Origin of the sequence: Paractinoplanes toevensis (assembly GCF_018332695.1) — a bacterium.
GTDB classification, from domain to species: Bacteria; Actinomycetota; Actinomycetes; order Mycobacteriales; family Micromonosporaceae; genus Actinoplanes; species Actinoplanes toevensis.
Genome location: NZ_BOQN01000139.1, coordinates 1 through 21649, shown reverse-complemented (window position 1 = coordinate 21649; position 21649 = coordinate 1). Strand labels below are relative to the sequence as shown.

Annotated in this window: 27 protein-coding genes; 21 read left to right on the top strand and 6 right to left on the bottom strand. The window is 69.8% G+C overall.

The window, feature by feature from the left end; genetic code table 11:
• The first annotated feature begins 224 nt into the window (after nucleotides 1-224).
• Genes purS through purL form a run of 3 tightly spaced genes read left to right on the top strand, consistent with a single transcriptional unit; the run spans nucleotide 225 to nucleotide 3675 of the window.
• The gene (gene purS / locus Ato02nite_RS45265) at nucleotides 225-467 is read left to right on the top strand and encodes a phosphoribosylformylglycinamidine synthase subunit PurS (RefSeq protein ID WP_213012908.1); all 243 of its coding nucleotides are present in this window, start codon (nucleotides 225-227) and stop codon (nucleotides 465-467) included.
• Nucleotides 464-1174: a phosphoribosylformylglycinamidine synthase subunit PurQ gene (gene purQ, locus Ato02nite_RS45260; RefSeq protein ID WP_213012944.1), complete on the top strand. Its 711-nt coding sequence runs from the start codon at nucleotides 464-466 to the stop codon at nucleotides 1172-1174. The genes purS and purQ overlap by 4 nt, the downstream gene beginning before the upstream one ends.
• Nucleotides 1174-3675, top strand: a complete 2502-nt coding sequence (purL, locus tag Ato02nite_RS45255) for a phosphoribosylformylglycinamidine synthase subunit PurL (protein WP_246608124.1) — start codon at nucleotides 1174-1176, stop codon at nucleotides 3673-3675. Before purQ ends, purL begins: the two co-directional genes overlap by 1 nt.
• 138 nt (nucleotides 3676-3813) lie before the next feature.
• Here the strand turns inward: purL and Ato02nite_RS45250 are convergent, their stop codons facing one another.
• Nucleotides 3814-5913 (bottom strand): carboxypeptidase-like regulatory domain-containing protein, encoded by a 2100-nt coding sequence (locus tag Ato02nite_RS45250; RefSeq protein ID WP_213012907.1) that lies wholly within the window; start codon nucleotides 5911-5913, stop codon nucleotides 3814-3816.
• Nucleotides 5914-6071: 158 nt separating this feature from the next.
• Between Ato02nite_RS45250 and Ato02nite_RS45245 the strand changes: the two genes are divergently transcribed.
• The 5 genes from Ato02nite_RS45245 (at nucleotide 6072) to amcA (ending at nucleotide 10745) form a co-directional block, all read left to right on the top strand.
• Nucleotides 6072-6446, top strand: a complete 375-nt coding sequence (locus tag Ato02nite_RS45245) for a sterol carrier family protein (RefSeq protein ID WP_246608123.1) — start codon at nucleotides 6072-6074, stop codon at nucleotides 6444-6446.
• Nucleotides 6447-6543: 97 nt separating this feature from the next.
• Nucleotides 6544-8133 carry an amidophosphoribosyltransferase gene (purF, locus tag Ato02nite_RS45240; RefSeq protein WP_213012906.1) on the top strand — a complete coding sequence of 530 codons (1590 nt, stop codon included), beginning with the start codon at nucleotides 6544-6546 and terminating at the stop codon, nucleotides 8131-8133.
• 23 nt (nucleotides 8134-8156) lie between these two features.
• Nucleotides 8157-9311 carry a phosphoribosylformylglycinamidine cyclo-ligase gene (gene purM / locus Ato02nite_RS45235; protein WP_213012905.1) on the top strand — a complete coding sequence of 385 codons (1155 nt, stop codon included), beginning with the start codon at nucleotides 8157-8159 and terminating at the stop codon, nucleotides 9309-9311.
• Nucleotides 9312-9445: 134 nt separating this feature from the next.
• On the top strand, nucleotides 9446-10549 hold the full coding sequence (amcB, locus tag Ato02nite_RS45230) for a cyclophane-forming radical SAM peptide maturase AmcB (protein WP_213012941.1): 1104 nt from the start codon (nucleotides 9446-9448) through the stop codon (nucleotides 10547-10549).
• The gene (gene amcA, locus Ato02nite_RS45225) at nucleotides 10518-10745 is read left to right on the top strand and encodes a multiple cyclophane-containing RiPP AmcA (protein WP_213012904.1); all 228 of its coding nucleotides are present in this window, start codon (nucleotides 10518-10520) and stop codon (nucleotides 10743-10745) included. The genes amcB and amcA overlap by 32 nt, the downstream gene beginning before the upstream one ends.
• 264 nt (nucleotides 10746-11009) lie before the next feature.
• On the opposite strand, the gene Ato02nite_RS45220 is transcribed toward amcA, so the two are convergent.
• Together Ato02nite_RS45220 and Ato02nite_RS45215 are read right to left on the bottom strand one after the other, a co-directional pair.
• On the bottom strand, nucleotides 11010-11225 hold the full coding sequence (locus Ato02nite_RS45220) for a DUF3073 domain-containing protein (protein WP_020516925.1): 216 nt from the start codon (nucleotides 11223-11225) through the stop codon (nucleotides 11010-11012).
• A gap of 185 nt (nucleotides 11226-11410) precedes the next feature.
• Nucleotides 11411-12490, bottom strand: a complete 1080-nt coding sequence (locus Ato02nite_RS45215; protein ID WP_213012903.1) for a Glu/Leu/Phe/Val family dehydrogenase — start codon at nucleotides 12488-12490, stop codon at nucleotides 11411-11413.
• Between the two features lie 152 nt (nucleotides 12491-12642).
• Here Ato02nite_RS45215 and Ato02nite_RS45210 point away from each other — a divergent pair, with 152 nt between their 5' ends.
• Nucleotides 12643-13482: a DUF8083 family protein gene (locus tag Ato02nite_RS45210; protein WP_213012902.1), complete on the top strand. Its 840-nt coding sequence runs from the start codon at nucleotides 12643-12645 to the stop codon at nucleotides 13480-13482.
• A 292-nt stretch (nucleotides 13483-13774) separates the two neighbouring features.
• A complete protein-coding gene (locus Ato02nite_RS45205; RefSeq protein WP_014687221.1) occupies nucleotides 13775-13984 on the top strand; it encodes a BldC family transcriptional regulator in 210 nt (69 codons plus the stop codon).
• A gap of 73 nt (nucleotides 13985-14057) precedes the next feature.
• On the opposite strand, the gene Ato02nite_RS45200 is transcribed toward Ato02nite_RS45205, so the two are convergent.
• A complete protein-coding gene (locus Ato02nite_RS45200) occupies nucleotides 14058-14429 on the bottom strand; it encodes a PPOX class F420-dependent oxidoreductase (protein WP_213012901.1) in 372 nt (123 codons plus the stop codon).
• Nucleotides 14430-14447: 18 nt separating this feature from the next.
• Between Ato02nite_RS45200 and Ato02nite_RS45195 the strand changes: the two genes are divergently transcribed.
• The 3 genes from Ato02nite_RS45195 (at nucleotide 14448) to Ato02nite_RS45185 (ending at nucleotide 17267) form a co-directional block, all read left to right on the top strand.
• Nucleotides 14448-15227 carry a class I SAM-dependent methyltransferase gene (locus Ato02nite_RS45195; RefSeq protein ID WP_213012900.1) on the top strand — a complete coding sequence of 260 codons (780 nt, stop codon included), beginning with the start codon at nucleotides 14448-14450 and terminating at the stop codon, nucleotides 15225-15227.
• A 217-nt stretch (nucleotides 15228-15444) separates the two neighbouring features.
• The gene (locus tag Ato02nite_RS45190) at nucleotides 15445-16011 is read left to right on the top strand and encodes a hypothetical protein (RefSeq protein WP_213012899.1); all 567 of its coding nucleotides are present in this window, start codon (nucleotides 15445-15447) and stop codon (nucleotides 16009-16011) included.
• Nucleotides 16008-17267, top strand: a complete 1260-nt coding sequence (locus Ato02nite_RS45185) for a PrsW family intramembrane metalloprotease (protein ID WP_246608121.1) — start codon at nucleotides 16008-16010, stop codon at nucleotides 17265-17267. Before Ato02nite_RS45190 ends, Ato02nite_RS45185 begins: the two co-directional genes overlap by 4 nt.
• Here Ato02nite_RS45185 and Ato02nite_RS45180 read toward each other — a convergent pair.
• Nucleotides 17264-17512, bottom strand: a complete 249-nt coding sequence (locus tag Ato02nite_RS45180) for a hypothetical protein (protein WP_213012898.1) — start codon at nucleotides 17510-17512, stop codon at nucleotides 17264-17266. The genes Ato02nite_RS45185 and Ato02nite_RS45180 overlap by 4 nt on opposite strands.
• A 123-nt stretch (nucleotides 17513-17635) precedes the next feature.
• Between Ato02nite_RS45180 and Ato02nite_RS45175 the strand changes: the two genes are divergently transcribed.
• Together Ato02nite_RS45175 and Ato02nite_RS45170 are read left to right on the top strand one after the other, a co-directional pair.
• The gene (locus tag Ato02nite_RS45175) at nucleotides 17636-18052 is read left to right on the top strand and encodes a PaaI family thioesterase (protein ID WP_213012897.1); all 417 of its coding nucleotides are present in this window, start codon (nucleotides 17636-17638) and stop codon (nucleotides 18050-18052) included.
• 62 nt (nucleotides 18053-18114) lie between these two features.
• Entirely contained in the window at nucleotides 18115-18504 is a 390-nt protein-coding gene (locus Ato02nite_RS45170; protein ID WP_213012896.1) for a hypothetical protein, read from the top strand.
• Here the strand turns inward: Ato02nite_RS45170 and Ato02nite_RS45165 are convergent.
• A complete protein-coding gene (locus Ato02nite_RS45165) occupies nucleotides 18501-18809 on the bottom strand; it encodes a hypothetical protein (RefSeq protein ID WP_213012895.1) in 309 nt (102 codons plus the stop codon). The genes Ato02nite_RS45170 and Ato02nite_RS45165 overlap by 4 nt on opposite strands.
• Before the next feature lie 24 nt (nucleotides 18810-18833).
• Here Ato02nite_RS45165 and Ato02nite_RS45160 point away from each other — a divergent pair, with 24 nt between their 5' ends.
• The 6 genes from Ato02nite_RS45160 to Ato02nite_RS45135 all read left to right on the top strand — a co-directional run bounded on the left by Ato02nite_RS45160 (nucleotide 18834) and on the right by Ato02nite_RS45135 (nucleotide 21639).
• Nucleotides 18834-19067 carry a hypothetical protein gene (locus Ato02nite_RS45160; protein ID WP_213012894.1) on the top strand — a complete coding sequence of 78 codons (234 nt, stop codon included), beginning with the start codon at nucleotides 18834-18836 and terminating at the stop codon, nucleotides 19065-19067.
• Between the two features lie 41 nt (nucleotides 19068-19108).
• Complete coding sequence (locus tag Ato02nite_RS45155; protein WP_213012893.1) at nucleotides 19109-19951, top strand: alpha/beta hydrolase fold domain-containing protein; 843 nt, start codon at nucleotides 19109-19111, stop codon at nucleotides 19949-19951.
• Nucleotides 19952-19955: 4 nt separating this feature from the next.
• Complete coding sequence (locus tag Ato02nite_RS45150; RefSeq protein WP_213012892.1) at nucleotides 19956-20420, top strand: hypothetical protein; 465 nt, start codon at nucleotides 19956-19958, stop codon at nucleotides 20418-20420.
• A gap of 65 nt (nucleotides 20421-20485) precedes the next feature.
• Entirely contained in the window at nucleotides 20486-20965 is a 480-nt protein-coding gene (locus Ato02nite_RS45145) for a hypothetical protein (protein WP_213012891.1), read from the top strand.
• 71 nt (nucleotides 20966-21036) lie between these two features.
• Complete coding sequence (locus tag Ato02nite_RS45140; RefSeq protein WP_213012890.1) at nucleotides 21037-21432, top strand: hypothetical protein; 396 nt, start codon at nucleotides 21037-21039, stop codon at nucleotides 21430-21432.
• Nucleotides 21433-21462: 30 nt separating this feature from the next.
• On the top strand, nucleotides 21463-21639 hold the full coding sequence (locus Ato02nite_RS45135; RefSeq protein WP_213012889.1) for a hypothetical protein: 177 nt from the start codon (nucleotides 21463-21465) through the stop codon (nucleotides 21637-21639).
• The last annotated feature ends 10 nt before the right edge of the window (nucleotides 21640-21649 follow it).

Here is a 21649-nt window from a genome sequence, read left to right as displayed (position 1 = left end):
ATCGATGTACCGAACAGTAGGTGGATCTCGGTGTGCCGCCTACCACTCAGATCCCACATATCACGATGTGATGACCCCGCGGTGATCTTGGGCGTGCCCTAGATCACCGCCGAAGTGCCCTGGTCAGCGGGGATTGCGTCGCTCTGCCGACAGCGGGCGATGGGTCGATGCCAGGGTTCACAAGGTAGGCTGCCGGTGCTCACATCTATCAGTCAGGAGTGCCCGTGGCTCGCGTCGTGGTCGACGTCATGCTCAAGCCGGAGATCCTTGATCCGCAGGGCCAGGCGGTTGCGAACGCGCTGCCCAGGCTCGGGGTCACCGATGTCTCCTCCGTTCGCATCGGCCGGCGGATCGAGATCGAGTTCGAGGGCGAGGCCGACCTCGATCGCGCCCGCGAGATCGCCGACAAGCTCTTGGCGAACCCGGTGATCGAGGACTTTGACATTCGTGTGGCGGAGGTCGCCTGACCATGCGTATCGGTGTGGTCACCTTCCCCGGATCACTCGACGATGGGGACGCGGCCCGCGCCGCGCGCATCGCCGGCGCTGAGGCGGTCCGCCTCTGGCACGGCGACCCCGACCTGCACGGCGTCGACGCCGTGGTGCTGCCCGGCGGTTTCTCCTACGGCGACTACCTTCGCTGTGGCGCTATCGCCCGGTTCGCCCCCGTTATGGAAACGATTATCGACGCGGCCCGTGGCGGCCTGCCGGTGCTCGGCATCTGCAACGGCTTCCAGGTCCTGTGCGAGGCGCACCTGCTTCCCGGCGCGCTGACCCGCAACCAGCACCTGCACTTCCGCAACCGTGACCAGTGGCTGCGCGTCGAGTCCCCGGACACCGCGTGGACCAACAACTTCACCGAAGGCCAGGAGATCCTGGTCCCGGTGAAGAACGGCGAAGGCTGCTACGTCGCCGACGCCCACACGCTCGACGCGCTCGAGGCCGAGGGCCGGATCATCGCCCGTTACATCAAGGGCAACCCGAACGGTTCGCAGCGCGACATTGCCGCGATCACCAACGAGGCCGGCAACGTCGTCGGCATCATGCCGCACCCGGAACACGCGGTGGAGGCGCTGACCGGCCCGTCGCTGGACGGCCTCGGCTTCTTCACCTCCGTCCTGCGCGCCCTGGCCGGGGCGACCGCGGGCGGGCAGCAATCAGGGGGACACCAGTAATGACCTCGCAGCCGGACACGGCCACCAGCGGCGCGGCGGCGTCGCCGAGTGAGAAGAAGCCGACCGGCTTCGCCGCGACCGACGTTCTGATCAACGAGTTCGCCGGCGCTCCGGACACCGTGGAGCGTGCGTACCAGACTCCGACGGAGCTCCAGCCGCACACCGAGCTCGGTCTCAAGGACGACGAGTACGAACGGATCCGGCAGATCCTCGGGCGTCGCCCGACGGCCTCCGAACTCGCGATGTACTCGATCATGTGGAGCGAGCACTGCTCCTACAAGTCGAGCAAGGTGCACCTGCGGCAGTTCGGTGAGAAGCAGCCACAGAACACCCGCATGCTGGCCGGCATCGGCGAGAACGCGGGCGTCGTGCAGATCTCCGACGACATCGCGGTCACCTTCAAGGTCGAGTCGCACAACCACCCCAGCTTCGTCGAGCCCTACCAGGGCGCGGCCACCGGCGTCGGCGGCATCGTCCGGGACATCCTCGCCATGGGTGCCCGGCCGATCGCGGTGATGGACCCGCTGCGCTTCGGTGCGGCCGACCACCCCGACACCGCCCGGGTGCTGCCCGGCGTGGTGGCCGGCATCGGCGGCTACGGCAACTGCCTGGGCCTGCCTAACATCGGCGGCGAGATCGTCTTCGACCCGACCTATCAGGGCAACCCGCTGGTCAACGCACTGAGCATCGGTGTGCTTCCGGTCGAGCGGCTGCAGCACAAGGAAGCCGCCGGCGTCGGCAACATCGTCGTGCTGCTCGGTGCGCGCACCGGCCGCGACGGCATCGGCGGCGTCTCCGTGCTCGCCTCCGCCACCTTCGACGACGAGGCCGAGCAGCGCCGCCCGTCGGTGCAGGTCGGCGACCCGTTCATGGAGAAACTGCTCATCGAGAGCTGCTTGGAGCTCTACGACGCCGGCCTCGTCGCCGGCATCCAGGACCTCGGCGGCGCGGGCCTGACCTGCGCGCTCACCGAGACCGCGGCCGCGGCCGGCACCGGCATGCGGGTGTGGCTGGAGCGGGTGCCGCTGCGTGAGGCGTCCATGTCGCCCACCGAGATCCTGGCCAGCGAGTCGCAGGAGCGGATGCTCCTGATCGTCACGCCGGACAACCTCGCCCCGGTGCTGGCCGTCGCCGAGAAGTGGGGCGTCTGGGCCACCGCCATCGGCGAGGTCACCCAGTCCGAGGCGGACGGCGCTCCGGGCCGGCTGGTGATCAGCTGGAACGAGCACGTCGTGGTCGACGTGCCGCCCGGTTCGCTGGCCGACGACGGCCCGGTCTACGCCCGGCCGATCCGGGAGCCCGCCGACTTGATACTGCTTCAGGCCGATCGGGCCGAGACGCTGCCGCGGCCGGCCACCGGCGACGAGCTGCGCGAGACCGTGCTGCGGATGGCCGCGTCGCCGAACCTGTGCGACAAGACCTGGGTGACCGAGCAGTACGACCGTTACGTCCTCGGCAACACGATCCTGGCCCAGCCGGAAGACTCGGGTGTGCTGCGGATCGACGAGCGCACCGGCCTCGGGGTGGCGCTGTCGGTGGACGGCAACGGCCGCTTCGCCCGCCTCGACCCCTACGAGGGCGCCAAGCTCGCGCTGGCCGAGGCGTACCGGAACGTCGCGGTCACCGGCGCCGAGCCGGTCGCGGTCACCGACTGTCTCAACTTCGGCTCGCCCGAGGACCCGGCCGTGATGTGGCAGTTCGCCGAGGCCGTGCGCGGTCTCGCCGACGGCTGCCAGCAGCTCGGCACCCCGGTGACCGGCGGCAACGTCAGCTTCTACAACCAGACCGGCGCCGCCGCGATCCACCCGACCCCGGTCGTCGGTGTGCTCGGCGTCTTCGACGACGTGGCCCGTCGCATCCCGATGGGCTTCACGCCGCCGACCGGCGACGGTGACCTGCTGTTCCTGCTCGGCGAGACCGAGTGCGAGCTGTCCGGTTCGGAGTGGGCGTGGGTCACCCACGCGCACCTCGGCGGTCGCCCGCCGAAGATCGACCTGGCGAAGGAGCAGCGGCTCAGCGCGCTGATGTCGCGGGCCTCGCAGGCCGGCCACGTCAACGCCGCGCACGACCTCTCCGATGGTGGTCTGGCCCAGTCGTTGGTGGAGAGCTGCCTGCGGCGCGAGGTCGGTGCCCGGATCACGCTGCCGGACGACGGCCAGTCCGCGTTCGTGCACCTGTTCAGCGAGTCGGCCAGCCGGGCCGTCGTGGCGGTGCCGCGCGGGCACGACAAGGCGTTCGTGGCGCTCGCCGCCGACTACGGCGTGCCGTGCACCCCGATCGGCGTGACGTCGCGGGACGCGGTGCTCGAGGTTCGCGACCAGTTCGAGATTCCGCTGAGCGAGGTGCGGGAGGCCTGGACCTCGACGCTGCCCAAGCTCTTCGGTGATCTGGCCGCGGCGGCCGTCCCGGCCGAGGAGCCGGCGGTTCGGTCGGTGACGCTGGAGATCGCGGAGCCGGTTCCGGGTGGGCCGATCGAGCCGGCCGAGCCGAGCACCGACTGATCCACAACCGACGGTAAAGCCGGTCAGCGTCCACGCTGACCGGCTTTCGTCGTTCCGGGGTGGTCCCGGGTAGTCCGGATAGCAAAAGATCGGCCCGCGCCGTGTAGTGGCGCGGGCCGATCTTTTTGCTAGGGCTTTCTAGTTGTCCATCCAGTCGAGCGAGCGACGCTGACCCGGCTGGGAGGGCTCCTGCGGGCGGGGCGGCTGTCCGCCATGGCGGTTCTGCTCGTTGTAGCCGCCGCGCTGGTCGTAACCACCCTGGTCGTAACCGCCTGCGCCGTACTGACCGGCCGGGGCACCACCAGCGCCGTACTGACCGCCCGGGGCGCTCGGGACGGGCGGGACGGGCGGGACGGGCGGCGGCGGAGCGGCCTGGCCGTACTGACCGCCGGGGGCAGCGCCCTGGGCGCCGCCGTACTGGTCGTAGCCGCCACCGGCCGCGCCGTACTGGCCGCCCTGGTCGCCGCCGTATCCGGCCTGGTCGTCGTAACCGCCGCCGTACTGACCGGCGGGAGCGGCTGCGCCGTATCGGCCGCCACCCTGCTGCGGGCCGTAGCCGTTGCCGGCGTCCTGACCGCCCCAGCCGCCGGCACCCTGATCCGGGTACCCGCCGCGCTGGTCGCCGTAGCCGGTCGGCTCGGCGGCGCCGTATTGCTGGGAGCCGCCGTACTGCTGAGCGCCACCGCCGTAGGTGCCGCCGCCGTACTGGCCGCCGCCCTGAGCCGCGCCGCCGCCGTACTGCTGGGCGCCGGGCTGCTCGTACTCGTCGTAGTCGTTGCCGGCCTCGGGCCGGTACATCCCGGTCGGCTCGTCGTAGCGCTGCTGCGGGGCATCGGCCGGGGCCGCCGCCGCGCCGTACTGGCCGCCGCCCTGAGGCGCGCCGCCGCCGTACTGCGGGCCGGCGGGCTGCGCCGCACCGTAGGTGCCGCCGTACTGGCCGCCGCCGCCCTGGGCCGCGCCGCCGTACTGGCCGCCCTGAGCCGCGCCGCCGTACTGCTGGCCGGGCACGCCCGGGTCGTCCCAGCCGCCACCACCGCCGGCGTAGCCGCCCTGGTTCGGAACGGGCACGCCGTACGGGTCGGGGAACTCGTCCTCGACGACCGGGCGGTGCAGCATGGTGGGCGCGTCGGACATCGGCGAGGCCGCACGCGGCGCCACCATCGTGGCGTCCCGGCCGGCTGCCATCGGGGAGGCGACCCGGGTCGCGTCGTTGAACCGGCCCTGGCTCGGCGGCACCACGCCGCCGGGACCGACCGGCATCGAGGTCGGGTCGTCGTCGACGCCGCCGTCCTCGCCGTTGTTCTTGCGACGCATCAGGACCAGCACGATCGCACCGACACCGGCCGCCACCAGCAGGCCGCCGACGATGATGAACAGCATCGAGCCGGAGCCGCTGCCCGAATCGGCCGACTTGTTCTCCGTGTCGGCGTCGACCGCGGCCGACTCGTCGGTGGTCGGGTCCTCGGTGGCCTCGTCGAGGGCCGCGGAGCTGGCCGCGGCCGAGACGGACGCGGACGGGGTCGCCGATGCCGTGGCCTCGACGGCCTTGAGCGTCAGCGGAACCGTGACGCTCTTGCCGGCCGAGGCCTGGATCTGCACGGTGGCCGCGTTGAAGCCGTCCTTGAGCGCGCCGACCGAGATGTTGCCGGGCGTGATCTGCGACGAATCCGACGAGTTGAAGGAGTAACCACCGGAGCCGTTGGTCGTTGTCTGGTACGCGTGACCGGCACTGTCCTTCATGGCGACCGCGGCGCCGGAGATGGCCTTGCCGTCCTGATCCTTCACCTTGCCGGAGATGGATGTGACGGTTTGCGGCTTGTCCGGACCCTTGACGTTCACCGGCTGGCTGGTGGAGTTCGTCTGGCCGTCGATCGTCGCGCTGACCGAGATGTTGACGGTCTTCGTAGCGCCGGCGTCGACCGTCGGTGCGGTCAGCTTGACGTTGAAGTCAGTGCCGTCCGAGCTCACCTGAGCGATCTGGTTGCAGCCGTCGCAGGTCATGCCACTGACCTTGATGGTCGCCGTGGCCTGCCCGCCGGCACCGCCGTTGACGTTGACGGCGCGAACCTTGAAGCCCATCTGCAGGCTGTTACCCGAGACCACATCCGTAGGCAGGCTCGTGATTTGCACGTCGGGTGGATCGGCCAGCGCCACCGCGGGAGCGACGACGATTACGCCGAGGACCACCGCCAGTAACGCACCGGCCTGGGCCACTCGGGCTCGTAGGTGCGTTGTCACGTCCACCGCCCTTCCGGTCGCACGGTTTTCCCGGCTGTCTAGAGTGCCGGTTACTTCCCGCGACTAAAACACCGTCGGCCACTATGCCTTGTCGTACGCCCATTGCGCGACCCAGGGGCGTGTAGCAATCTCGGCCGAGTGGGTCGTATTGTCCCGACGTGTCCCCTGCGCACAATAGATCCGAAGCTGTGAAACAAGCGTTGGACGCGCTGGATCAAGGTGTCCAACCCGACCGTCCGGTGCTGCGTGACGCTGTGCGAGCACTGCTGGCCGAGTTGTCCCGACGAGCACCTGGCCGTTCGGTGGAGGTGCGGATTCCGCCTTTCGGTGCAATTCAGTGTGTCGTTGGTCCCAGGCACACGCGTGGCACACCGCCCAATGTGGTCGAAACGGATCCGGTCACCTGGCTCCTGGTCGCCACGGAGCGTGTGACCTGGGCGGATGCGCAGCGTGACGGCCGTCTGCGCGCCAGCGGCATCCGAACCGACCTGAGCGAGTACCTGCCGCTGTATCCGGTCGCTGACGTCGAGTGAGGCCGCCTCGAGCCCGAGCCGCGGCCCGTCCGCTCGCGTACACTGGGCGATCGGAGCGGACCAGCAAAGTTCGAGCTAGAACACAGGGAGCGATCAGGTGCCCCGAGGCGACGGCCGGTTGACCGACGATCTCGACCCCCAGGAGCGCGGCCCCCAGGATGCCTGTGGCGTCTTCGGTGTCTGGGCCCCGGAGGAAGAGGTCGCAAAACTTACCTATTTCGGGCTCTTCGCACTCCAGCACCGTGGCCAGGAAGCCGCCGGCATAGCCGTCAGTGACGGCTCCGGCGTGGTGGTATACAAGGATCTCGGCCTGGTCTCCCAGGTCTTCGACGAGCCGACCCTGGCGAGCCTGCGCGGCCACCTCGCGATCGGCCACACGCGTTACTCCACCACCGGCGGTTCGAACTGGGAGAACGCGCAGCCCACGATCCGCGCGACCACGGCCGGCACGACGATCGCGCTGGCCCACAACGGCAACTTGGTCAACACCGCCGAGCTCGCCCGCGAGGTCGCCGAGCGCGGCATCGAGATGGACAAGAACACGACCAACGACACCGCCCTGGTGACCGCTCTGCTGGCCAGCTGGCCGGACATGTCGGTCGAGGCCGCGGCACTCGAGGTGCTGCCCCGCCTGCGCGGCGCGTTCAGCTTCGTCTTCATGGACGAGAACACGCTCTACGCCGCCCGTGACGCGCAGGGCGTCCGCCCGCTCGTGCTCGGCCGGATGGAGCGCGGCTGGGTGATCGCGAGCGAGACCGCGGCCCTGGACATCGTCGGCGCCAGCTTCGTCCGCGAGGTCGAGCCGGGCGAGATCGTCGCGGTCGACGAGCACGGCCTGCGCTCCACCCGGTTCGCCGCGCCGGAGCCGAAGGGCTGCCTCTTCGAGTACGTGTACCTGGCCCGTCCCGACACCACCATCGCCGGCCGGAACGTGTATTCGGCCCGCGTCGAGATCGGCCGCCGGCTCGCCAAGGAGCACCCGGTCGAGGCCGACCTGGTCATCCCGGTGCCGGAGTCCGGCACGCCGGCCGCGATCGGCTACGCCGAGGCCTCCGGCATCCCCTACAGCGCCGGTCTGACCAAGAATGCCTATGTGGGCCGCACCTTCATCCAGCCCTCGCAGACGATCCGGCAGCTGGGCATCCGGCTCAAGCTCAACCCGCTGCGCGAGGTCGTCCGGGGCAAGCGGCTCGTGGTGGTGGACGACACCATCGTCCGAGGTAACACCCAGCGGGCACTGGTCCGGATGCTGCGCGAGGCGGGCGCCCTCGAGGTGCATGTGCGCATCTCGGCGCCACCGGTGAAGTGGCCGTGTTTCTACGGCATCGACTTCGCGACCCGGGCCGAGCTGCTCGCGAACGGCCTGGAGATCGACGGGATCCGGCGCTCGATCGGGGCCGACAGCCTGGGTTATGTTTCCATGGAAAGCCTGGTCCAAGCGACCGAGCAGCCCAAGTCCCGGCTCTGCATGGCCTGTTTCGACGGCCACTACCCGATCCCGCTTCCGGCGGACAACCTGATCGGGAAGCATGTCCTCGAGGGCGTCGGCAAGCGAGCTTCGATGCCGGCCGCGAGCGATGACGCCGCCACGGCGGCCGTCGCCGAACTCGAAACCGAGTACGACGACCGCCCGACCGCACGCCTGGTCGGTAGCCCGGGCGGTGGCAACGCCCTGCAGCACCCGTGACTTTGACGAATAAGGGGAGAACCGTGACGCACGTGTCCGAGCGCAACAGTGCCGGATCCAACGGCGCCGAGGGTGGCGACCGCCGGCCGTGGACGGCCGGTTCCGGCCGGGGCGGTGCTCGCAAGCGTTCGGTCACCTACGCGGAGGCCGGTGTCTCGATCGAGGCCGGCGACCGCGCAGTGGAGCTTCTGAAGAGCAAGGTGCGCAAGACCACCCGTCCCGAGGTGATGGGTGACCTGGGCGGCTTCTCGGGCCTGTTCAAGCTCAACACGGCGAAATACAAGAGCCCGATCCTGGCCTCGTCGACCGACGGCGTCGGCACCAAGCTGGTGATCGCGCAGCAGCTCGACATCCACGACACGATCGGCATCGACCTGGTCGCCATGGTCGTCGACGACCTGGTCGCGTGCGGCGCCGAGCCGCTGTTCCTGCTCGACTACATCGCCTGCGGCGAGGTCGTGCCGGACAAGGTCGCCGAGATCGGCGCCGGCATCGCCGACGGCTGTCGGTACGCCGGTTGCGCCCTGCTCGGCGGCGAGACCGCCGAGCACCCCGGCGTGCTCCGCCCGGATGAGTACGACGTCTCGGCCACCGGTGTCGGTGTGGTCGAGGAGAGCGAGATCCTGGGCCGTGAGCGGGTCGAGGTGGGCGACGCGGTGATCGCGATGCGCTCGTCCGGCCTGCACTCCAACGGCTACTCGCTGGTGCGGCACGTGCTGCTGGGCGCCGGCCGGATGCGGCTCGACTCGGTGGTCGACGACTTCGGCTCGCAGCGCACGCTCGGCGAGGAACTGCTCACCCCCACCAAGATCTACGCCAAGGACTGCCTGGGCCTGATCGAGGAGACCGAGGTCCGCGCGTTCTCGCACGTGACCGGCGGTGGCATCCCCGGCAACCTGGTCCGGGTCCTGCCCGAGCACCTGGACGCGGTGGTCGACCGCTCGACCTGGCGGCCGCAGCCCATCTTCGACCTTATCCAGGCCAAGGGCCGGATCGAGGACCACGAGATGGAGGCCACGTTCAACATGGGCGTGGGCATGTTCGCGGTCGTCTCCTCCGACGACGCCGACCGCGCGATGGCCTACCTGACCGGCCGCGGTGTCGAGGCGTGGCAGGTGGGCGAGGTCATCGAGGGCACCGGCGAGGTGCAGATGATGGGGCAGTACACCCGCGGCTGAGCTTACATTTAGATCCGCATGTATCGATTTATTCGGTGCATGCGGATCTTTTGCTTCCTGGAGGTGGACGGGTCGGCCTAGCCTGACTCCGATGGTGGACGGGGGTGCACAACATGACAACGGCGTGGAGCGGGATGCGGGGCATCTCGGCAGTGCCTACCTATGTCGTGATGCAGCCCACCACGCTCTGCAACCTCGACTGCTCCTACTGTTACCTTCCGTTCCGGGCCGCCGACAAGCGCATGCCGGTCGAGGTGGCCGCGGCCGTGGCCGGCTCGGTCGCCGGCTTCACGCGGAACGGGCGCTTCTCGGTCGTCTGGCACGGCGGTGAGCCGCTCGCGGCCGGGCGCGACCACCTGGCCGCGCTGCTGGCGCCGTTCGATCCCGCGGTCGAGCACCACGTCCAGACCAACGCCACCCTGATCGACGACGACTGGTGCCGCTTCTTCACCGAGCACGAGATGCGGGTCAGCGTGAGCGTGGACGGGCCGGAGCCGCGCAACGGCGAGCGGGTCACCCGCGGTGGCAAACCCGCCTACGACCGGATCATGCGCGGGGTGGACGCGCTGCACCGGCACGGCATCCCGTTCTCGGCACTCTGCGTGGTCGGCGATCCGCAACCGGGCGTGGCCGCCGAACTGTACGAATACTTTTCGGCGCTCGGCTGCGAGGTCCTCGGGATCAACATCGAGGAGCAGGAGGGCGTCAACACCCGGGCCAACCGGCACGACCCGGCCGACGTGACCGCGTTCTGGGCCGAGCTCGTCGGGGCCTGGCGTCGCGACCCACGGATCCACCTGCGCGAGGTGGAGTGGTCGCTGCGCTATGCGGCCGCCGTGCTCGACGGCACCGCCGACGACGTGCTGCCGCGCCGGCTCGACCCCATCCCGACGGTCGCCCACGACGGATCGGTGGTGCTGCTCTCGCCTGAGCTGGCCGGCTTCCACGACCTGCGGTACGGCGACTTCAGCAGCGGGAACGTGCTGACCACGCCGCTGGGCGAGATTCTGGCCGGGGCGGCCACGACGCCGTGGATCGCCGAGTTCCTGCGCGGGGTGGAGAACTGCCGGGCCGCCTGCCCATATTTCGGCTTCTGCGGCGGCGCCCATGCGGCGAACCGCTACTTCGAGCGCGGCCGATTCGACGTGACCGAGACCGATCACTGCCGTAACAGCAAGATTCGCCTACTGGAGGGAGTGCTGGACCATGCCCGAGATCACCAGCCCACGGCTGTCTGAGGGTACGGGAGATGATCCGGTGACGGCGCGGGTGGAGGACACCCGGGCCGGGCTGGCCGCGCTCATCGAGGAGGCGGAAGCGGCCCGCGCACGTCGCGCCGAAGGCACGTCGGAGGAGGGTGGCTCGGCGGTCTGCGCCTGGAACCACTTCGAGAACATCCCGACGTTCTACAACTGGAACAACCGACCGCGGTAACTATGGCTTCGCTTCGCTCAGCGGGCGCTCGCCCCCTGGAGGCTGATGAGGAGCCAGGCGATTTTCCGGCACCGCAAAACCCGCGGCGACGAAAAACCGACTGGCTCCTCATCAGCGGGGCGATCGCGGGTGGGTGAGCCGCTATCCGGTTCGAAGCCCACGCGGGCACATGTCCGCGTGGGCTTCGTTGTTTGTTGAACCGTGGGAAATGTGACCGCGACACACGGAAGCACGCGGTCAGCCGCGTGCTCTGTGCAATACGGGTCAGCGCCTTGTTGGCGACCAGGAGTCCTGGTCGTCGTCCGCGTCGTCCTCGTCGTCGTCGACGAACTCATCGTTGTCGTCGTCGAAATGACGGTCGGACTTACCACTGGCACCCGCCAGTTCGCGCTGCAAGGCGGTGAGGTCGGTGTTCGGGGAGTGATACTTCAGCTCCCGGGCCACCTTCGTCTGCTTGGCCTTAGCACGGCCGCGCCCCATGGCTCGACCCCCTCGCACAGAATTCGGGGCAGCCCGAAGGCGGGCCCCGATGACGTCAGGCATCTCTCGTGGGTCTTACGGTACATGGACGATGCCGCCTTCGGCACCTCGGGTTGCGTGTGACACTGCCGCGCGTCGTGGAAATCTCTCCGGAAACGCGCGGCAGGCCCTGAACCGCTCTCCGTTCAGCCCAAATAGATCGTGCGAAGCCGCCCGACGTCGGCCATTCGCTGCTCGGCGAGCCGGTCCGCGGCGACCGCCGGAGCCACGCCCTCGTCGTCGGCGAGCCGGAGGATCCGGCGGGTGGTCTCGAAGATTCCGGTGGCGCGCAGTTTGGCGCGTTCGAAGTTGAAACCCTCGATCTCGTCGGCGACCTGGATGACACCGCCGGCGTTGACCACGTAGTCGGGCGTGTAGAGGATGCCCCGCTCGGCGAGGGTCTTCTCGATGCCCGGGTGAGCCAGCTGGTTGTTGGCCCCGCCGACCACGACCTTGGCCCGCAGCAGCGGGACGGTGTCGTCGTCCAGGGCGCCGCCGAGCGCGCAGGGTGCGTACACGTCGATGTCGGAGGTGATCAGCGCGCGGGTGTCGGCGACCAGCCGGATCTGCGGGTGGGTGGCCCGGGCCCAGGCCAGCGCGGTCTCGTTCACGTCGGTGGCGACCACCGTGGCGCCGTCCTCGACCAGGTGGCCGGCCAGGTATTTGCCGACCTTGCCGAGGCCCGCGATGCCAACCGTGCGGCCGGCCAGCGACGGAGTGCCCCAGGTGTGCTCGGCGGCGGCGCGCATGCCCTGGAAGACGCCCCAGGCGGTGAGGATGGAGGAGTCGCCGGCGCCGCCGTGCTCAAGGCTGCGGCCGGTGACGTAGCGGGTCTCCCGGGCGATCAGGTCCATGTCCGGCACGTAGGTGCCGACGTCGCAGGCGGTGTAGTAGCGGCCGTTCAGCGACTCGACGAATCGGCCGTAGGCGCGCAGCAGACCCTCGGACTTGACTCGCGCCGGATCACCCCAGATCACCGCCTTGCCGCCGCCCAGGTCGAGACCGGCCAGCGCGTTCTTGTAGGCCATCCCGCGAGACAGCTTGAGCACGTCGGCGAGGGCCGCGGCCTCACTCTCGTACGGATAGAAGCGGGTCCCGCCGAGTGCCGGGCCCAGCGCAGTGGAATAGATGCCGATGATCGCCTTCAGGCCGGTCTGCCGGTCCTGGCAGAAAACGACCTGTTCGTGCCCGCTGGCGTCGGTGCCGTCGGTGTCGAACACGCCCATCGCTGTTCTCCTGATCTGCGGTCGTGGCCTTCGTGAGGCCGAGGGGCGCCGGCGGGGTAAGCCGGACATAGCGAGCCTAGTAGGGCTGACAGCGTCGGGATTACGTCCGCGCGGGAAGTTCCATGGCGGGGAATTCGTGAAAGACTCGCGCCGTGCCGTCACTGTTCGCGTCGTACCTACGGGTTTACGAGCCGCTGACCGCCTTCGACCGTGACCGCCAGGTTTTTTGGCGGCGGTATGCCAAGGAGGGTCGCGCTCTGGGCCCGGTCGACGGCCCGGTCAAGCAGCGCACCGCCGTCCTCGAGGCGCTCGGAGCCGGCTGGACCCGCCTGCCCGACCTGCCCGACGAGGCGTACGTGCTGGAGTGGGCGGACACGCTGCTGGTCTGCCCGTGGAACCTCCGCCTCCGCGTCGCCGAGGCGGCGCTGAACGCCCGGGACGGCGTGCCCAGCGTGCTGGCCGACGCGTTCGTGCCACCGGTGCTGGCCGGCCAGGCCCGCGCGATCGTGGAGGACTGGCGGTCCGGGGCCAAGGTTCTGGAGCACGGTGTCCCGCGGGTGCACGAGCAGATCGCCACCTGGGGTGTGCCGCTGCGCTGGTTCGTCTTCGTCGACCTGGAGGAGCGGGAGATCTCGCTCGAGCCGGGCCGGCGCACGCTGCGCTACCGCACCGAGATCTCGAAGGCCCGCCGCCGGGCGCACCGGGGTGTGTCGGTGCTGCGCAAGTCGCTGGGCGATGCCCCGATCACCGAGGCGGTCGAGGAGGGCACCCGCTGGCTGGAGGAGTTCCACCCGCGGTCCATCGTCGAGCTCGATTACGGCGGCCTCGGCAACCTCCTTCCGGATGACGTGCTGTCCTCCGACGATTCACCCGGTCTGGTGGCGGCGGGACTGTCGGCACTGTCGCGCGGCGACGCCGACGCGGCCTCCGAGGCGTACGAGAAGCTCGTCGAGCGGTGGCGCGCGGTTCAGCTTCTCGAACGCTGCAACTGACCTGCGAAAACCGGACAGACGGGCATGATTCACGGCCCTCGGAAGCCATTCGGGAGCGCTCCCGAAGTGAACACTCTTCGTAATCAGTGCCAGGCGAAGCGTGATAATCGGACTAAACGAGGCACTATCTGGCGTAGAAAACACGTAAAAATCGGGCATGCTTCATCCGTCTATCTGGGGACCTTCGTCCGTTCGGCCCATGTCGGACATCGGGGACTAGCCGGACCATGAGAGACGCACCGGCCGGCGGGACCCCGGCCGATGTCTATAGGTACCTGTGGAGGAGTGACCGATGGCATCGCGTACGCACGATCCTGAGCCGCTACTAACCCCGGCCGAGGTGGCGTCGATGTTCCGCGTCGACCCGAAGACCGTCACCCGGTGGGCGAAAGCCGGCAAGCTCAGTGCAATCCGCACGCTGGGCGGCCACCGCCGTTACCGGGAGTCGGAGGTTCGTGCCCTGCTGCAGGGGCAGATTCCCACGCAGCGTCAAGGCGACTGAACGGACCTCGGTCGATCAAGGACGAAATCGTTGCAAGGGGCGAGCGCTGGGGAAGGCGATCGCCCCTTCTTCGTCAGTCGGCGAGGATGATCACTGTCCCGTCGGCGCCGCGCCGGAGTCGGCTGCCGAGGTAGGTAAGGCGGCCCATCAGGCCGTACTTCTTCATCAAGGCCTTGCCGACCCGGGACTTGTCCGAGGCGTCGCCCAGCCGGGCGGTCGCCTCGACCGTCTCGCCGCGGGGATTGCCGCGCATGTCGCAGGCGGTGAGCGTGACCCGCCCGCTGTTGCGGATGCGCTTGACCTTTCCGCTGTCACGGACGGTCCAGAACGCCACCCCGGCACCGTCCGGCATGACCCAGATCGGGGTCGCCACCGCCCGGCCATCTCGGCGGAACGTGGTCAGCAGGACGTACTTCTCGGAACCGAGTTGCTCCAGAGACGGCATATGCCAAGAGTAGTGACCATGGAGCAGCCGCCGATAGGCGACGTCTTCGGCGAGATGATCCGAGACGCGTACGCCGTCCGAACCGGAGTGGGACCGCGGCCGCTGGCCGGTGGCCGGGTGCCGCGACCGGTCATCGAGGTGATCGAGCGGGACGACGGTCTGATCAACGGCGCGCCCGCCGATCACTACCTGGGCGGACCCGAGGAGTGGCAGCCGCACGACCACCGCGCGGTCAAGCTCTGCCGTGGCCAGGTGCTCGACATCGGCACCGGCGCCGGCCGCGTGGCGGTCGAGCTTCAGCGGCGCGGCATCGCGGTGACCGGCCTGGACACCTCGCCGGGGGCGATCGAGATCGCCCGGCGGCGCGGCCTGCGCGACACGGTGGTCACCGGCGTCGACGCGTACGCCGAGGGCGCGGCCACCCGATACGACACCTTCCTGCTGCTCGGCAACAACCTCGGGCTGTTCGAGGGGCCCGAGCGGGCCCCGGTGCTGCTGGATGCCCTCGCCCGGCTGGCCAAGCCGGGCGCCCGGATCGTGGCCCAGGGCACCGACCCCTACGGCACCACCGACCCGGTGCACGTCGCCTATCACCGGCGCAACCGGGAGGCCGGCCGGATCGGCGGCCAGTTGCGGCTGCGGCTGCGCTACCGGTTGCTGGCCACCGAGTGGTTCGACTACCTGAACTGCTCGCCCGCGGAGCTGGAGGCCCTACTGGCGGGCAGCCGCTGGCGCCTGAGGTCGATCGACGACAGGGATCGGCCCTATTACCTCGCGGTCATGGAACTGACGCGGTGAGCGACCTGTCTCCCGAGCAGAAACGGGTCAAGCCGGCGAATCTCGCTGGTCCTGCGGCACCGGCCGGAGACCGCCGGGCTCACGCTCGACGCGAACGCTACGTCTTTCACCGCAGCGAGAACGGTGTCTGGCTGACCGCCGCCGTGCCGCCTGGGTATCTAACGGACAAATCACCCTCCTAAGTGGCTTAATGCTCCGGCCCGATTAGCGTTGTGGCATGGCGAGGATCACGGGGCGTGAGCTGAAGGATCTCGTCGGTACATTCGGGGTGGTCGCGACCCTCGCCGGACTGGCCTTCGGGCTGCCGGCCGTCGATCGGGCGTTCTCGGCCGAGCGCCCGCTGCGGTCCGGCATTCCGGTCGACGTCGGCGCCGGGGTCACCGTGGTGCCGCCGTCCGGAGCGACCCTCGACGTGACCGGCACCCGTCCCGGCGACACGATGGGTTCGGCCCTGTTCCGACTCGGCGCGGTCCAGTACCGCATCGCGGTCCGGCCGTTCGACGGCAACCTCGACACCGCCGCGACCCGGCTCCGCCAGCGGATCACCGGCACCCCCGGCTATCAGGTCACCGGCTCCCAGCTCGCGGTCGGCACGATCGGCGGGCTGGACGGGCTGCAGGGCGGCTACACCGCGCCCGGCCGGGGCGGCCGATACGCCGTCTTCGTCGGCGACGGCCTCACCATCGAGGTCATCATCAGCGGCAACGATCTCGACCTCGGGCGCACGTTGCCGCAGATCGAGGCCAGCACCCGCACCCTCCGGGTGGACGGGACCGCCCGGTGATCTCGGCCGAGGTACGACCCGGCCGGGCGGCGGCGCTGGCCCGGGTGCCGGCGTTCTGGGTGGTGGCGGCCCTGCTGCTGGCCGGGGCGGTGCGGATGACGCTGATCACCGCCCGGTTCGCCACCGCGTACCCGATCGCCACGGTCACCGCGGTGCTGTTGTTCGCGCTGCTCGCCGTACCGTTCTGGTGGGTTGTCCGGGAATTGGATTTTCTCGAGCGGGAGCCCATCGAGCTGCTCGTGCTGGCCTTTGCCTGGGGTGCGCTGGTCGCCACCAGCGTTTCCATCCCGGCCGGCACCGCCGGCGAGAACCTGATCGCCAAGCTCGGCTCGCCGCAGCTCGCGGCCGGTTGGGGGGCCGCGCTGGCCGGACCGGCGGTGGAGGAGATCGCCAAGACGCTCGGCGTGGTGGTGATCGTGCTGATCGCCCGGCCGCAGATCAACAGCGTGCTGGACGGGGTCGTCTACGGCGCGATGGTCGGCCTCGGTTTCCAGATCGCCGAGGACATCGTGTTCGCGGTCGGCGCGGTCGCGCTGGCCGGGCAGGGCGATCAGATCCAGCCGGTGATCGCGACCTTCCTGCTGCGCGGCTTCGTGTCCGGGGTGTGGAGTCACACCCTGTTCGGTGCGCTGGCCGGGGCCGGCATCGGTTACCTCGTGGTGCGTCGCGACCGGCGGCCCGCGCGCCGGATCGGGGTGGCGGTGCTGGCCTGGCTGGGCGCCTGGGCCTCGCACGCGCTGTGGAACTCGCCGCTGCTCATCGACGGCCTCGGCAACGGTGCGCTGGCGCTGCTCGCGGTGCTGGTGCTCAAGGGCCTGCCACCGCTGCTGCTGATCCTGTGGCTGGTGCGGCGCGCGCACGACCGGGAGGCCGAGTACTACGTGGGGCACCTGGCCACGCTGCGCGATCCCGAGCTGATCACGGAAAGCGAGATGAGGGTGCTGGGTTCCGGTTCGGCGCGGGCTTCCGCCCGGCGGTTGGCCGGGGAGAGCGCCGGGCGTGCAGGCCGCCATGCCGTACGCCGTCTGCAGCGCGCGCAGGCGCGGCTGGCCGTCGAGTTGAGCCGTGCCTCTTCGTCGGAACGGCACACGACCTGCGAGCACATCCGTGTGCAACGCAGGGTGCTGCGCGGGCTCGGCCATCCGGAGGCGATCGCCGGTCCTCGATCGTGGCGGCACACGGCCTCCACCATCGTCACCACCGTGGTGGCGATCGCCGTCCTCTGGGTCGCTCTGTCCGCGTTGGGCGGGGCCTAGACCTGCGGCGGAAGGCCGCCGTCGCCGTCGACGATCGTCTCCGGGTTACCGTCCTGGTCGAGGTCGACCATCGTGATGTCGACCTTGCCGTCGCCGTCGGTGTCGAACTGGAACAGGTCGGGCTTGCCGTCGCCATCGGTGTCGGCCACCCACACGTCGGGCTTGCCGTCGCCGGTCGTGTCGTTGGCGATCAGGTCGACGCGCTCGTCACCACGAGTCTCGACGGTCTCCTGCGGCTCGGTCATGGGATCTCCTCAAGGGGCTGGTCGGTCTCGCGAAACAGTAGGGCCAGCGGACCACCCGCGCGACCCGGGCGATGTGATCGAAGTCGCAGGAAAGCCGCGCAGCGGGAGGTAACGTTGCCGCTCATGGATATCGCTCCCGAGAGCATCAAAGACCTCTTCAGCGGAGGCGGTGGCACCCTCGGCGAGCGGATGGGCCTCCAGATCACCGAGGCCTCGCCGGAGCGGATCGTCGGCACCATGCCGGTCGAGGGCAACACCCAGCCCTACGGCCTGCTGCACGGCGGCGCCTCCTGCGTGCTCGCCGAGACGCTCGGGTCGGTGGGTGCGGTGCTGCACGGCCAGACCGTCGACCGGCCGTTCGCGGTCGGCGTCGACATCAACGCCACCCACCACAAGGGCGCCCGTTCCGGGGTCGTCACCGGCGTGGCCACCCCCGTGCATCGCGGCCGCACGATGGCCACCTACGAGGTGGTCATCACCGACGACGCCGGGGAGCGGGTCTGCACGGCCCGGATCACCTGTCTTCTGCGCGGAGCGTGAATTCCCGCGCCAGTTGAGCGGTCGGCGAGCGCGCCTTGACCGATCCACGTACCTTTCTTCACGTGACGGAGGTACCACAGCACGCGTTCGATGACGCGGCGCTCGTCCTGCAGAGTGCGCTCAGCGGTGACAGCGACGCGGTGGTCGGCACGTTCGACGCGGTCGTCGACCGTTCCGGCGTCGTCGGGGCGTGGGACGTGGCCTGGTGTCTGGCCGCCACGATGGTCGGTCAGGTGCCGTCGGGCGGCGCCTGGACGCTGGATTTCCCCGGCATCGACGACGCGCGGTACGACAAGCGCTGGGTGGCCCGCTTCGTCAGCGCCTACATGAACGGCGACGTCCCGACCGGCGAGGCCCTGTTCGGTGCGGCCATCGCCGACGGCCAGCTCCCCGACTGCCTGCTGGCGCTCGCCGGCTCGACGGTCGCCACGCTGCGGCACCGAGCGGCCTAGCCCCGCTTGAGATAGAGCGCCTTGGCGTACTGCACGCCCGCCGCCTCGTTGTACATCGCGGCCTGCGCCATGTACCACTCGTTGTCGGACAGTGCCTTCTTCGCCTGAGTGGTGCCCGACCAGCGGATGTCGGCGTCGATCTGGGACAGGCCGCGCGCCTTGAACTGCCGGCGCATCGCCATCTTCCCGGACTGGAACGCCTCGGCGGCTTCCTCGGCCTGTTTCATGGCGGCGAAACCCTTGTCGGTGAGCGCCTCCGCCAGCGTCCACGCCGCCTGTTCCGCCGCGTTCGTGAATGTCAGCACGTTCGTGTCTCCTATCATCGATCGATGTTGCTGCTCATCGATCTGGACAACACTCTCGTTGACCGCACGGCAGCCTTCAAGACCTGGGCGGAGTCCCGGTTCGGCCGGTCACAGGTGGCCTGGCTGACAGATGCGGACGGTAACGGATATGCGCCGCACGAGGTGGTAGCAGCCCGGGTCGCCGCCCGTTTCGGCGTGGACGAGCAAGAGATCCTTAACGACTTGCGACCCAGCTGCGCCCCTTCCTCGAGGCGGTAATCCGGTTGCCGGCGGCGGAGTCCGGCGGGTAGATGTCCGGCATGGACCTCCACCGCATCCCCACCACCCCGCAGGACCGCGAGACCGTCTTCGCGGCCATCACCGGCCTGGGCGGCCGCGACCTCACGCTGCCCGCCGAGGTCTCGCTGACGCCGCCGCTGCTGGTGGGGGAGCACTGGGTGACCGCGCCGGGTGCCTCGATCGAGCGCGGCGTGCTGGTCTATGTGCACGGCGGTGGGTTCGCCCACCGCATGCCGGCGCTGATGAACCTCTTCGCCGCCAGACTGTCCCAGGCGACCGGCCGTCCCGTGCTGGTCGTGCACTATCCGCTGGCTCCCGAGTCACCGTTCCCGGCCGCGCTGGAAACGGTGATCGCTGCTTATCAGGCGTTGGTCGAGCACGTGCCGCCCTCGCGGGTGGTCCTCTACAGCGAGTCCTCCGGCGGCAGCCTGGCGCTCGGCGCGATGCTCGGCCTCGACGAGGCTTCCCGGCCGGCCGGTCTGATCGCGGTCTCCCCGGTCACCGACCTGTCGCTGCAAAGTCCGTCGATCGACACCAACGCGGTCACCGACTCCGGGGTCGACCGCCGCATGCTCGGTTTCCTGGTCGGCCAATATCTTCAGGGCGCGCCCGCCGACCGGGCGCCGCAATCGCCGATCTTCGGCAACCTGAGCGTGCTGCCGCCGCTGTTGCTGGCCGTCGGCTCGGCGGAGGCACTGCTGGACGACACGTTGCGCTTCGCCGAGGCGGCCACGGCCGCCGGAATCAAAACCCAGGTCGATGTGTACGAGGGTCTGCCGCACGCCTTCACCATCGCCGACCTGGACGGCGACCAATCGGTCTTCCTTTCTCGTATCGTCACCTGGCTGGCCGGAATACAGTGAGGTCATGCGCCGATTGAGCGCCACCCTGTTGCTGCTCGTCCTGTCGGCGAGCTGCTCGTCGGCGCCCTCGTCGGCTCCGCCCACCCCGTCGCCCGCGTTGCTGGCGCCGGCCGCCCCTTCGCCGCAGCCCTGTCCCTCCACAGCCGACCTGCCGGCCGACGCCGAGATGCAGGGCGTGGGCGACGGTGTAACCCTGTGGGCACTCTTCTTCGGCGGCCGGATCGTGGCCGGCCAGGAGATCAAGGTCGCCTGGCGAATGACCGGCGGCGGCGACCTGACGATGACCGCGACCGCGCCCGACGGCAGCCTCCTGAAACCCAGCTGGGGCCCCGAGCCGCACGGCGGGAGCACCTACCAGCGCCCCGGCGAGGAGTGGGGCACCGGCTGGATCTTCCCGGTCGCGGGTTGCTGGACCATCAACGCGACCCGTAACCCCGGCGAGGCTCACCTGACCCTGAGAGTTGCCTGATCCGGGGTTCCGTTATGGACTAACGGCCCATCGACGACGCACGGTAGTGCCGAGAAGGTGTACCGGTGACCGAACAGCAGCCCCGCCGCTCTCCCTCGGCGGCCATATTGACGCTCCTGGCCGCCCTGGCCGTCAGCGGCGGCGTCATCGCGACGCTGGGCGCCCTGTCCGACCACGGCGAGCCCCTCCCGGCCGCGGCCTCGCCGAACCCCGGGCCGCTCACCACGCCGAACAACGAAACCGACACCGCCCCACCCGCCGTCGGTCCGCCCATCACCGTGCCGACCCGGACCGCCACACCGAAGGCGGCAAAGGCGGCGCAGGCGGCCGGTTGGCTCTCCGACATGCCCCGCAAGCCGGTCTTCCCCGGCACGGCAGCCCCCGCATCCGGCCAGACCCACGAGGGCGTCGTTTCCGGCACGCCGTGCACCCTTCCGGGCGCCCTGGGCCACACCCGCGACGGCAAGCTGATGACCTGCGCCCCAGCCGCGAAGGACCCCGAGGCCCGCTGGCGCGAGGTAGTTGCCCCACCGTCCCCGAGGTAAGCGCCATTCGCGATCTGGTCCACCCCCACGGGGCATGCGATCAAAAGGCGGCAGACCTACGCTGAATTGCGATGGCAGCCGACATCGTGCAGCGCATCGATCACCGCACGGCCCTATGCCCGTGCGGGGCCGAACCACGGCCCGGATCCCGGTTCTGCTCGGCCGACTGCGAACCCACCCACATCGGCGCGCACACCGACCCGGCCGGCCCCGGCACACCCCTGGCCACCCCGATGCGATGGCGCCCCGACCTGATAACCGCGGTCGACGACAGCCACCGCACCCTGCTGCGCACGTTCCGGCGAGGCCCCTACCAGGCCACGATCTTCGAATACCCCGAGGTCCCCGGCCGCCTGCACCTGCGCCTGGACAACGGCTACCGCTTCGTAGGAACCGACACCGACCCGGTCTACAACCTCAAGCCCGTGTGGCAGCGCCTGGAACGCGAACTGGCCGAAGACCGCTAACCCGCTGACCACCGCAAATACCATGAGCTCATGGACCCGGTGAGACCACAGGTGAGCCCGTACACCGTGAAGCAGTTCGCCCACGGCGAGCTGGCCAAGGACTCCGGAAGCTACGTAGTAGACCTGATAGTCGAACTCCCCGACGCGATCGTCCACCACCACTTGGGCGGCGGAGCCACCGACAGCTCCCGCCAGTTCTGGGCTTGACCCGATTCGA

Coding starts and splice junctions, on each gene's coding strand:
- Ato02nite_RS45215 (WP_213012903.1), bottom strand. CDS start 12,490: ATGGGCGTGTTCGACACCGACGGCACCGACGCCAGCGGGCACGAACAG.
- Ato02nite_RS45200 (WP_213012901.1), bottom strand. CDS start 14,429: ATGCCGTCTCTGGAGCAACTCGGTTCCGAGAAGTACGTCCTGCTGACC.
- amcA (WP_213012904.1), top strand. CDS start 10,518: ATGCCCGAGATCACCAGCCCACGGCTGTCTGAGGGTACGGGAGATGAT.
- Ato02nite_RS45220 (WP_020516925.1), bottom strand. CDS start 11,225: ATGGGGCGCGGCCGTGCTAAGGCCAAGCAGACGAAGGTGGCCCGGGAG.
- Ato02nite_RS45135 (WP_213012889.1), top strand. CDS start 21,463: ATGGACCCGGTGAGACCACAGGTGAGCCCGTACACCGTGAAGCAGTTC.
- Ato02nite_RS45190 (WP_213012899.1), top strand. CDS start 15,445: ATGGCGAGGATCACGGGGCGTGAGCTGAAGGATCTCGTCGGTACATTC.
- Ato02nite_RS45205 (WP_014687221.1), top strand. CDS start 13,775: ATGGCATCGCGTACGCACGATCCTGAGCCGCTACTAACCCCGGCCGAG.
- amcB (WP_213012941.1), top strand. CDS start 9,446: ATGCGGGGCATCTCGGCAGTGCCTACCTATGTCGTGATGCAGCCCACC.
- Ato02nite_RS45155 (WP_213012893.1), top strand. CDS start 19,109: ATGGACCTCCACCGCATCCCCACCACCCCGCAGGACCGCGAGACCGTC.
- Ato02nite_RS45140 (WP_213012890.1), top strand. CDS start 21,037: ATGGCAGCCGACATCGTGCAGCGCATCGATCACCGCACGGCCCTATGC.
- Ato02nite_RS45195 (WP_213012900.1), top strand. CDS start 14,448: ATGGAGCAGCCGCCGATAGGCGACGTCTTCGGCGAGATGATCCGAGAC.
- Ato02nite_RS45160 (WP_213012894.1), top strand. CDS start 18,834: ATGTTGCTGCTCATCGATCTGGACAACACTCTCGTTGACCGCACGGCA.
- purL (WP_246608124.1), top strand. CDS start 1,174: ATGACCTCGCAGCCGGACACGGCCACCAGCGGCGCGGCGGCGTCGCCG.
- Ato02nite_RS45175 (WP_213012897.1), top strand. CDS start 17,636: ATGGATATCGCTCCCGAGAGCATCAAAGACCTCTTCAGCGGAGGCGGT.
- Ato02nite_RS45180 (WP_213012898.1), bottom strand. CDS start 17,512: ATGACCGAGCCGCAGGAGACCGTCGAGACTCGTGGTGACGAGCGCGTC.
- Ato02nite_RS45150 (WP_213012892.1), top strand. CDS start 19,956: ATGCGCCGATTGAGCGCCACCCTGTTGCTGCTCGTCCTGTCGGCGAGC.